Source organism: Brenneria roseae subsp. americana (assembly GCF_003115815.1).
In the GTDB taxonomy this organism is placed as follows: domain Bacteria; phylum Pseudomonadota; class Gammaproteobacteria; order Enterobacterales; family Enterobacteriaceae; genus Brenneria; species Brenneria roseae.
Map to the genome: position 1 here is coordinate 404,036 of NZ_QDKJ01000001.1, position 10,310 is coordinate 414,345.

Genomic DNA, 10,310 nt, shown 5'->3' on the forward strand with positions numbered 1-10,310 from the left:
ACACCTTCATAAATAAAAATGACCGAGGAAGGATGGGAATGAAAACACGTAAAATCGGGTTGGCTAACTATTTAGCCTATGGCTCGGGCGACTTTCTTGGGGCTGGCACCACCGCGCTGACGGCCGCCTGGTTACTCTACTTTTACACCACGTTTTGTGGCTTAACACCGATTGAGGCAACCTTTATCTTTGCGATGGCGCGTGTGCTGGATGCCGTCGTCAGTCCGTTAATGGGCTTCCTGACCGATAACTTTGGTTCGACCTGGCTGGGTAAACGCTTTGGTCGCCGTAAGTTCTTTATTCTGCTCGGTATTCCCTGCGTCTTCAGCTACAGCTTTATGTGGGTGGGCGATATGGGATATTGGTACTACCTGCTGACCTACTTACTGTTTGATGTGGTCTATACCATGGTGCTGGTGCCGTATGAAACGCTGGTGCCGGAAATGACCGACGATTTCAAACAGAAAACCAAATTCTCCGGCGCGCGCATCGCGTTAGCTCAACTGTCCGCTATTCTGGCCGCGTTTTTACCGGGGATTTTGCTGGGCTATTTCGGCAAAGACAATGCGGTTTCGTTCTTCTATTCCAGCCTGGTGTTCTCCATTATCTGCGCGATGGTGCTGACGCTGGTCTATTTCTTCACCTGGGAACGGCCGCGCGATCAAATGTCGGAAGCGTCACTGCGGGCGGAAAAAGAGCGTCAGTCCCTGTCGCTGGTCGATAGTCTGAAACGATTGAATGTCGAGCTGTTGTCTACGTTGCGCATCCGTATTTTCCGTCAGCATCTGGGGATGTATCTGGGCGGTTATATTGCGCAGGACGTGTTTAACGCCGTATTTACCTACTATGTGGTCTTTGTACTGATGCAGAGCCCGACCGTCGCTTCCAACCTGATGGGAACGATGGCGATCCTACAGTTTATTTCCGTGATTGCGATGATCCCGCTGTGTATTCGTTTCGGACCTGCGCCGTCTTACCGTTTGGTTGTATGCCTGTTCGGATTGAGTGCGGTTTCCTACTCCATTCTGTGGTACAGCGGCCTGCACGATACTTTCTCACTGCTGCTGCTGATCTCTGCGCTGGCGGGTTTAGGCCGCGGCGGGATCAACTATGTACCGTGGAACACCTACACCTATATCGCCGACGTGGATGAAGTGATTACCGCCCAGCGTCGTGAGGGGATCTTTGCCGGCATCATGACGTTGACCCGCAAGGCTTCTCAGGCCGGTGCGGTGATGCTGGTGGGGATCGTGTTGCAGCTATCCGGTTTTGTATCGGGCCAGAGCGTACAGGCGCCGGGCGTTAGCCATACTATTCTGATGATCCTGAGTTTTGGCACCGTAGGCGTTCTGGCGCTGGGATTCCTGGTTTCTCTGCGATTCAAACTCAATTTGCATACGCACAGCATTCTGCGGGAAGAAACGCTGAAAATGCGTGAAGCCGGACGCCCGATTCCCGAAAAGATTACGCCGGAAGCGCGGGCGGTGGTCGAAACGCTGGCGGGGATGCCGTATGAGTCTCTGTGGGGCAATAACAATATCGGCTACCTTAATCGCCACAAGAAGGCCAGGACACCCACCACGCCGATGACCCAGTCCTGAACGTCTTGAACTGTTGAATGATAACTAAATTGGATAAATGACTATGACCGTATTCAGTGTAAAACATAGCCCGCTATTACGTCAGCCAGAGCACTTCATTTCCCGTGCAGAACTGAAAGCCCTGATTTGCCGTATCACCGATAATCTGGTGAATATTGAAGATAAAACCGGCGAGTTTTTGTTACGGTTGGACGATGGTCGGGTGATTGATACCAAAGGCTGGGCAGGCTGGGAATGGACGCACGGCATCGGCTTGTACGGTATTTATCAGTACTACCAGCAAACGGGCGATGAACAGATGCGGGCCATCATTGATGACTGGTTCACGGCGCGTCTGGCTGAGGGAACACCGACCAAGAACGTCAACACCGTTTGTCCTTTCCTGACGCTGGCTTATCGCTATGAAGAAACGCGCAATGCCAGTTGGGTGCCGTATCTGGAGCGCTGGGCCGAGTGGGTGATGTATGAAATGCCGCGCACGCAAAAGCAGGGCCTACAGCACATTGTTTATAACAATGAAAACACCGAGCAGATGTGGGACGACACGCTGATGATGAGCGTGTTGCCGCTGGCAAAAATCGGCAAGCTGCTGAACCGTCCTGAATTTGTGGAAGAGGCTACCTATCAGTTCCTGCTGCATGTTCAATATCTGATGGATCGTGAGAGCGGTCTGTGGTTCCACGGCTGGACGTTTGAAGGGAAACATAACTTTGCCAGAGCGCGTTGGGCGCGTGGCAACAGCTGGCTGACCGTCGCGATCCCCGAATTTATCGAACTGCTGGAATTGCCGGAGCAGAATGCGACGCGGCGTTTCCTGTTGCAGGTGTTGGAAAGCCAGCTTGAAGCGTTGGAGAAATATCAGGACGACAGCGGTCTGTGGCATACGCTGCTTGACGATCCGCAATCATATCTCGAAAGCTCGGCAACAGCCGGTTTTGCCTATGGTATTTTGAAAGCGGTGCGTAAGCGCTATGTGGATAAACGCTATGCGCCCATGGCGGAAAAAGCGATCCGCGGTGTGATTGGCAACGTGAATGCCGAAGGGGAGCTGGTTCAGGTGTCATTCGGAACCGCGATGGGGCAGGAACTGGATTATTACCGCCAGATCCCGTTGACCTCTATGCCTTACGGGCAGGCGATGGCGATTCTTTGCCTGTCAGAGTATCTGCGCGTTTACCTGTAATCGCCGCAGCGGACATCCCGCCGGGATGTCCGCTGCCGACGTCTAGTCTGTCAGCCCCGCCACGCTGTAATTAATCGGAACCCAGCGATAACCGGATTTCTCATCCGCCTTGACGTGACCGATGCCAGGGAATGAAATATGCGTTCCGGCCACCCAGTAGCCCTGAGCGGCGGCATCCGCCAGCACCTTACTGCGGGTTTGCGCCGCGGTATCCATATCGGAATCAAAGCTGATGGTGGTCGCCGGTAAAGGGAATTGCACCGCCGCAACGTGAATGATATCCCCCCATATCAGCAATTTCTGTCCTTCGCTCTCGACCCAAAAAGCCGTATGACCGGGAGTATGACCGGGAGCGGGCAGCGGCGTAATACCGGTAAAGAGCGGATGCTCAGAGGCAAAAGTTTTCAGCTTATTGGCTGACTGGATGGCGCGAAAAGTATTCTGCACCCGCTGGAACGCCGGTTTCTGCGCTTCGCTGGCCTGTTTCAGATTTGCTTCGCTGAGCCAATAATCGGCCTCGATCTGGCTAACGTAGACGGTGGCGTTGGGAAAGGTGAGTTTGCCATCGGTAATCAGGCCGCCGAAGTGATCGCCATGCAGATGCGTCATTAATACGGTATCCACCTGCTCGGGCGTATAGCCGGAGGCCTTGAGGTTATTCAATACCTTACCGACGGAAGGATTGTTCTGTTTGCCATTGCCGGTATCCACCAGAATCAGGTTTTGTCCGGTATTAATCAGATAAGTATTGATAGAGGTATCGACCGGGGCGGTCAGCGATTGTTCCGCCAGCAGGGCGGTGATTTGTTCCGGCGATGTCCGGGCCAGCAGTTTATCGACCGGCATGGCGTTGGTGCCGTCGGCCAGTGCGGTAATTTCAAATTGCCCCAGCGGCATACGGTAATACCCCGACTGCGTGTTAACCTTTGGAACCGGTTGTGCCGTGGCGATAACGGGGACGAAAACAAACGCCAGTAACAGTAAAGCGAAAGATCTCAATCGATTCATGTTTTTCGTTCCTTGTTAATAAGTTAGCGTTGAAATGGTCGATGCAGCATGCGTATTGCCTGTTGATTATTAACCGTGTTGCAACATTACTCAAATCAAACGCCAGCATTTCAGCCTGAACGGTAATGGTGTGGGAGGTTTGGCGTGTGGACCTGCGATCTGCGATAATGCCTCTTTGAGTAAGCGTGATAGTGGGAAAACATGCAGTACCCGATTAATGAAGTGTTCCAGACATTACAGGGCGAAGGCTATTTTACCGGTGTTCCGGCGGTGTTCGTGCGCTTGCAGGGCTGCCCGGTAGGCTGTAGCTGGTGTGATACCAAACATACCTGGGACAAACTGGCCGATCGGGAAACGTCGCTGGATGAGATTATCGTCAAAACCCAGGAAAGTGATGCCTGGGGAGCCGCCACTTCCGAGGATATTCTGGCATTGATAGCGCGTGAAGGTTATACCGCCCGTCATATCGTTATCACCGGTGGTGAGCCCTGCATTCACGATCTGGCGCCGCTGACGCTGTTGCTGGAAAAGCACGGGTTCAGCTGTCAGATAGAGACCAGCGGGACGCATGACGTGCGCTGTTCACCCAAAACCTGGGTAACGGTTTCGCCCAAGGTAAATATGCGTGGCGGCATGAAGGTGATCGATCAAGCGTTGCAACGGGCTGATGAAATCAAGCATCCGGTTGGCAGGGAGCGAGATATCGAAGCGCTGGATGAATTGCTGGCGCGCCTGGACGATGACAAGTCGCGTATTGTGGCGCTACAGCCGATCAGCCAGAAAGACGAGGCAACCAAACTGTGTATTGCGACCTGCATTGCCCGTAACTGGCGGCTTTCCATGCAGACGCATAAATATTTGAATATTGCCTGAGGCGGGCGGCGTGAAGACGCAACCGTTTCACGCCGCCTGAAGAGAATGCGCGGTCAGGATGACCGCTTATTCACCCTGGTAGATACACCCGGCGGTGCAGGTTTCTTTTACCATCACGGCGCTCAGTTCCGGCAATGAGGGTTTCAACTGTTGCCAGATCCAGTGGGCCAGCACTTCGCTGGTCGGATTTTCCAGCCCGGGAATATCATTCAGATAATGATGATCCAGCCTTTCCCAGGTCGGCTTAAACGCGGCTTTCAGTTCAGCGAAATCCATCACCCAGCCGGTATGCGGATCAACCTCGCCCGTGATTTCCAGCCGAACCATAAAGGAATGCCCATGCAGGCGCCCACATTTATGCCCTGCCGGAACATGGGGCAGGCGGTGAGCGGCTTCAAACTGAAAATCTTTAAATAGCGTGGTTGCCATGGCGATGCTCTCAATTTCTTTCAAACGGGAAAACCGTCGCATACTACCGGAAAGTGTAGCCTGAAGCACGTTTCGTCATGACCCGGAAATAACCTGAAGCCACTTATTCCTTCAATTGTACCATTTCGTCGTGATGCCAGCCCGCGGGGAGAGGCGATGGACGATGCAGCGTCAGGTGGCTGACAACCAGATTGCTGACCCCGCGCGCAAACAGTCCGGGCATTCCCTGCGGATAATATTCCACACCATAGGCGCGGCCTGTTGCCGGATTGACCCGGTAGGCATTATCCAACCCCATCCCGGTCGGCCGTTCCGGATTGCAAGGCGGACGTATGTCATACATGCCTTGTTCCGGTGACTGGCTTTGTCGTTGTTCAAGATGTACGGCATGGAAGTGGATATCGCGGATATAGCCAGGCGGTGTGCTGTGCAGATTAATCGCCCCTTCGCTGATGCCCGAGAGCTGAGAAAACTGGACGATTTCGATGCGGCCAGGCTCAATGGTCGGATCACGATAGCGCACGGAAATAAATACCGGATCGGCTTTTCCCCAGTGGCACGGGTGCGCCGCGAAACACTGAAACGTAATATTGCTGAACTGAATGCGTCTGAACGTGCCGCCATCGCGGGAAATCAGGCCGATACCGCGATTAGAATCATAAATGGCGCAGTTGCTGACGGAAATGTCTTCAATATCGGCAAAGGTTTCAGTGCCGATTTTCAGCGCGCAACTTTTGGATCGCAATAGACAGTTGGTTATCACCATCTGTTGGGCCTTGCGCTGCAAATGAACGGGTTTGGCCGTGGTCTTGATGCATAGCGCATCGTCGGCGGCGCTCAGTGAACAGTTGCTGATTTGTACCTGCTGGCAACTGTCGAGATCCAGCGCATCGGTATTGGCCATGGTCAGATCGTTATCAATCGTCAGCCGTTCAACGATGATCCGACGACAGCTCACCAGATGCACGGTCCACATCGGAGCACGTTCAATGGTGAAATCGCGCAATTGAATGTGTTCGCAATCTTCAAACACAACAATGCGTGGCCGGTATTGGGCGGGCAGACGATAGCCCTGATCGTCGGGTTCGGCAGAGAAATAGGCATCGGCATTGCCAATAATTCTACCCTGACCGCACAGCGTGATATTGCGTTGCTGGTAGGCATACAGGAATGCGCGGTGGGATAGCTCGGCCATGCTGATGGTGTTGGCCTGAGTGAATTGCTCATAGTCCCCGCTGACGATCAGTTCGGCCCCTGCCTCCAATTGCAGGCAGAAATTCGACGGTAGCAGCAGCCCTCCCAGCAGATAGCGCCCAGGTTCAACAATCAGCGTACCGCCGCCGCGATCGGCGATCTGGTCAATCGCCTGCTGAAAAATGGCGGTATCCAGCGTGATACCATCGGCGGCGGGGGAATACGACTGAATAGATATCCTCATGTTGTTATCCTGTCTGTACATCCGTTGATGACGTTATTGCAGCACGTTTTCTCCCGCCTGACAGCCACTGTGTGACGAAACTCACCGAGTTCTGGAGAAGAATCACAGCGCACCATCATTGCGCCGGTGAAGTGTGAATGACCTGACTTCCGGTCTGTTGGTGTCGGGAGCGCGTGCGTGTTTCATCACACTTTTACGGTGGTACGTGCCTGTGGCCATGTGTCGAAACGCTTTTTTGTTGGTGGGTTGTTTTTAATTTGTGAATTAAATCTCCTTTTGATGTGTTCCGTGAGTTAATGGTGTGAGAGCGTGCGGTATTGTTGACCGACGGGAGAACGGCATAGCGTTGAAACGTCCCCTGATAATGCGGAGGTATAACGATTTCTTCTGTCAGTCACGCAGAACGCGCGTTTATCCGGGATTACGCCTGGTGAAGACATCAGCAATCCGCCTATCTTGTTATCGCCGGGAAGAGGCCAGTGTCCGCCTGATCCCTATCCTGAACTGCTATACCCGCCATCTTTCAAGTTGCAGGTGCGCCGGCTTCCTGCGCCTCGAAATTCATTGGGTATATAACAAGCTGCACATAACAGGAGCAGCGCGATAACAAGCTCGTCGGGGGAAAAATGAGATTACTGATAGGACTGATTTTCATCACTTTTTCTGCACTGTGTGCGGCACAGACGAATGAACCTGTGGAACTGCGTATTTCCTGGTGGGGGGGCAACAGCCGTCATCAGGCAACATTGGCCGCATTGGACGCGTTTCAGAAAAAATATCCCAATATTACCGTGAAGGCGGAATACACCGGTTGGGACGGGCACCTGTCCCGGTTGACCACGCAGATTGCCAGTGGCGAAGAACCTGATGTATTACAGGTGAACTGGAACTGGCTGCCGATATTCTCCAAGTCCGGTACGGGTTTTTACGATTTGACTCGTCTGCAAGACACGCTGAATTTACAGGATTTCCCTGAAGATGCGCTGACGCCAGCCACGATTGACGGCAAAGTGAATGCCATATCCACCTCTTTGAATGCCCTGGTCATGTACTACAACGCAGAAACCTGGAAAAAAGCCGGTTTACCGTATCCGACGACCTGGGATGAACTGTTTCATGCCGGCAAGGTATTCAAAGAGAAATTAGGCGACAGCTATTTTCCTCTCGCCTCGCCGGCCCAGGATAGCGGTGAAGGGATCCTGGAGCTGATTAACTACTACATGACGCAGAAGTATCAGATCGGGATGATCGATGAGAAGAATAAACGCTTTAACTACACGGAAGAGCAATGGATCGAGGCCTTTCGTTTCTATCAGCGTTTAACGAATGAACATGTGATGCCTTCGTCTAAATACTATAACGCTTTCGGCAAGGTCGGCATGTATGAAACACGCCCCTGGATTAACGGCGAGTATGGCGGCGCGCATCTGTGGATTTCCGTCGTGAAGAAATATGCCGATCCGCTGACGGCTCCGGGTAAGCTGGAACTGGGTCCTTACCTTATGACGCCGGGGTCGGAAAATTCAGGGCAGTTCTTTAAACCGTCGATGCTGTTTGCCATCAGCAAAAACACCCGGCACCCGAAAGAAGCGGCACTGTTGTTGAATTTCCTGATGAACGATCCGGAAGGCAGCTTGCTGGTGGGCACCGAGCGCGGTATTCCACTCAGCCGTATTGCCCGTCAGACGTTGGCAGAGAAGCAACTGCTGGATAACAGTGATTTGTCGGTGGCCGGGCTGACGCAGGCGCTGGAAAAACCGATGCAAACGCCAGTATCCTCTTATCTGGAGGACCCGCAGCTCGCCAGTCTGATCCTGCAAACCATTGAGCAATTGGATTACGGCAACAAGAGCGTGGAAGTCTCCGCGAAAAACTTTAGCACCTCGGGTAATCGTATTTTGCAGCGAGTCATCCGCTAACCATTCAACGTTCATTTACCGGTGCTGTTCGCCAACGCCGTCAACTGCTCTTGCAGGCTGTCAGCCAGTGAACGGGGGCGTTCAGCATCGAACATGACATGCATACTCACCGGGTAATCCCGGTGTTGCAGGCAAAAATCATCCATCTCATGCCCGAGTCCATACAGCGCCTGAATATTGGTTTTGGCGATTTCCCGTAGCGTCCAGTTGTTTTCCACCAGTTTGCAGTAATGGAGCGTAAAAAACGCTTTCTGCGCATGCACAAACGCACGGCAATACAGCGCCAGCCCTCGCCACTCCTGTAACCAACGTTGTCTCAGCGCATCTGGCATCGTGTACTCGCGGGTAAATTGCCAGGCAGCCTGCTGACACTGTTCCGCCAGTTGCCAGGCGAGATCTTTCTCTTTGGCAATCTGGTACAGGTTTTGCGAAGCCAGTTCGGCCTGCTGCGGATCGAAGGTGATATCCCGTCCCGATCCCGGCAGCCAGTGATTACGGTTCAACTGCCCATACAGGCTCCAGATAGCCTGACCGTAGCTGGTTGGCAACATACTGTGACGGTGAAAAACATGGTGACGGGCATACAGCGATAGTGAAATCGCCTGGTGAGCCTGTTCCAGTAAAGCGAGCATCGCCTGTCGCGTGGCATCGTCCGGTTGCCACTGATAGCGTTCGGCCAGCCATTGGCCGAAAAGGGTGGCTTCGTTGGTAGGAGGCGCATTTTTACTCAGTAATCTGGCACAGGCGAACAGCGTGAATTCGCTCAGCGTTCCCAATACACTGTGGTTATCGACGCCTTCCCAACCGATACGGCAAAGCACGCTGGCAATGGCCGGGTTTTTTTCCTGACACCACAGCAGCCGACCTTGTACTTCGGTATAACGGATAAACGGCAGATTGCCCCAGCAGACCTCTTCCCCGGCCAAATCCAGCTCCACCCAGATTTCGCGTCCGCTGACCGCCAACAAGGCCGGATTGTTGGGAAATTCAGGCCAGAAACGCTCCGGCGTCATCTTTATTGCCACGGAAACAAACTCAGGCAGCGCACTAATGGCATTGAGCACATTGTTGATATCGTGATGACTGGCGGGGAAGGCGCGTAACACCAAATGACGCTGGTGATAGTGCATTACCCGCGCCACGGCGGAAAATAGCCGATGATAGATCTGTTCGCTGTCAGATTCCGGCGGCCAGTGTGCGGCGACGGGCGTCAGTCCGTTCATCTCATCCCCCGAGGGGGCAGAAAAGCGCAGCAGGCTATCGCTGTTGGAGATGGCCAGCAACAGACCGCTTAAACGCGGGATCTGTTGTAGCAGCAGCTCGACTTTGGCAGACAGATAATCGCACCAGAAATCGGTATCCATCCTGAGGCTGTGCTCGTCGTCCAGCAATTCCGGATGATGCAATAGCAGTTCGGTAGGAAACGACAGCTCTTTACATTGCAGATAGAATGTCAGCCCCTGTTCATGGCAGTAGGCCGCCACCTGATTCAGATAAATACAGCGCGAGCGCTGCTGGCTGCTGATGCGATCGTCGAAACGGGCATGGTTATACGCTTTCGGTGTCACCAGCTTGTCCAGTAAATCAGCCGATCCCAGCACCAGCGTGTTGAATCCCTGCTGGCGGGCATACGTCACGACCTCAATAACGCGATCCCAATGCCAGATGTCCTGAGTATTCAATTCCAGCGCGCGGCGTTGCCACATCTTTGATTGTTCCATCCGTCACCCGAGTGTTGATCGCGAGTATAGCGCCCATTCGAAATGGCGCTGGAATCATTCAAATCACCAGCGCAGTAAAATGTGACCTATAACACTTTAAGCAATAAGGATTATCAGAAAAACCATTTAGTCATTTTG

Annotated in this window: 8 protein-coding genes; 4 read left to right on the forward strand and 4 right to left on the reverse strand. The window is 53.2% G+C overall.

Translation table 11 applies throughout. From position 1 onward, the window contains the following. The first annotated feature begins 38 nt into the window (after positions 1-38). A complete protein-coding gene (locus B4923_RS01755; protein WP_109052625.1) occupies positions 39-1,601 on the forward strand; it encodes an MFS transporter in 1,563 nt (520 codons plus the stop codon). Between the two features lie 43 nt (positions 1,602-1,644). Next, the gene (gene bglB, locus B4923_RS01760; RefSeq protein WP_109052626.1) at positions 1,645-2,784 is read left to right on the forward strand and encodes a beta-galactosidase BglB; all 1,140 of its coding nucleotides are present in this window, start codon (positions 1,645-1,647) and stop codon (positions 2,782-2,784) included. 42 nt (positions 2,785-2,826) lie between these two features. Here bglB and B4923_RS01765 read toward each other — a convergent pair whose 3' ends face one another. Beyond that, positions 2,827-3,792 (reverse strand): MBL fold metallo-hydrolase, encoded by a 966-nt coding sequence (locus tag B4923_RS01765; protein WP_109052627.1) that lies wholly within the window; start codon positions 3,790-3,792, stop codon positions 2,827-2,829. A gap of 201 nt (positions 3,793-3,993) precedes the next feature. On the opposite strand from B4923_RS01765, the gene queE reads away from it, so the two are divergent. Further along, positions 3,994-4,665 carry a 7-carboxy-7-deazaguanine synthase QueE gene (queE, locus tag B4923_RS01770; protein ID WP_109052628.1) on the forward strand — a complete coding sequence of 224 codons (672 nt, stop codon included), beginning with the start codon at positions 3,994-3,996 and terminating at the stop codon, positions 4,663-4,665. Positions 4,666-4,731: 66 nt separating this feature from the next. On the opposite strand, the gene queD is transcribed toward queE, so the two are convergent. Next, positions 4,732-5,094 (reverse strand): 6-carboxytetrahydropterin synthase QueD, encoded by a 363-nt coding sequence (gene queD, locus B4923_RS01775; RefSeq protein WP_109052683.1) that lies wholly within the window; start codon positions 5,092-5,094, stop codon positions 4,732-4,734. A 103-nt stretch (positions 5,095-5,197) separates the two neighbouring features. Continuing rightward, positions 5,198-6,532, reverse strand: coding sequence for a glycoside hydrolase family 28 protein (locus B4923_RS01780; protein ID WP_109052629.1), 1,335 nt, complete (start codon positions 6,530-6,532; stop codon positions 5,198-5,200). 626 nt (positions 6,533-7,158) lie between these two features. Here B4923_RS01780 and B4923_RS01785 point away from each other — a divergent pair. After that, positions 7,159-8,451, forward strand: coding sequence for an ABC transporter substrate-binding protein (locus tag B4923_RS01785; RefSeq protein ID WP_109052630.1), 1,293 nt, complete (start codon positions 7,159-7,161; stop codon positions 8,449-8,451). 11 nt (positions 8,452-8,462) lie between these two features. On the opposite strand, the gene B4923_RS01790 is transcribed toward B4923_RS01785, so the two are convergent. Next, on the reverse strand, positions 8,463-10,157 hold the full coding sequence (locus B4923_RS01790; protein ID WP_109052631.1) for a hypothetical protein: 1,695 nt from the start codon (positions 10,155-10,157) through the stop codon (positions 8,463-8,465). Between the last annotated feature and the right edge of the window lie 153 nt (positions 10,158-10,310).

What these genes read in the sequence shown, in the direction of transcription:
- B4923_RS01755 (WP_109052625.1), top strand. Translation starts at nt 39, where the DNA reads ATGAAAACACGTAAAATCGGGTTGGCTAACTATTTAGCCTATGGCTCG.
- bglB (WP_109052626.1), top strand. Translation starts at nt 1,645, where the DNA reads ATGACCGTATTCAGTGTAAAACATAGCCCGCTATTACGTCAGCCAGAG.
- B4923_RS01765 (WP_109052627.1), bottom strand. Translation starts at nt 3,792, where the DNA reads ATGAATCGATTGAGATCTTTCGCTTTACTGTTACTGGCGTTTGTTTTC.
- queE (WP_109052628.1), top strand. Translation starts at nt 3,994, where the DNA reads ATGCAGTACCCGATTAATGAAGTGTTCCAGACATTACAGGGCGAAGGC.
- queD (WP_109052683.1), bottom strand. Translation starts at nt 5,094, where the DNA reads ATGGCAACCACGCTATTTAAAGATTTTCAGTTTGAAGCCGCTCACCGC.
- B4923_RS01780 (WP_109052629.1), bottom strand. Translation starts at nt 6,532, where the DNA reads ATGAGGATATCTATTCAGTCGTATTCCCCCGCCGCCGATGGTATCACG.
- B4923_RS01785 (WP_109052630.1), top strand. Translation starts at nt 7,159, where the DNA reads ATGAGATTACTGATAGGACTGATTTTCATCACTTTTTCTGCACTGTGT.
- B4923_RS01790 (WP_109052631.1), bottom strand. Translation starts at nt 10,157, where the DNA reads ATGTGGCAACGCCGCGCGCTGGAATTGAATACTCAGGACATCTGGCAT.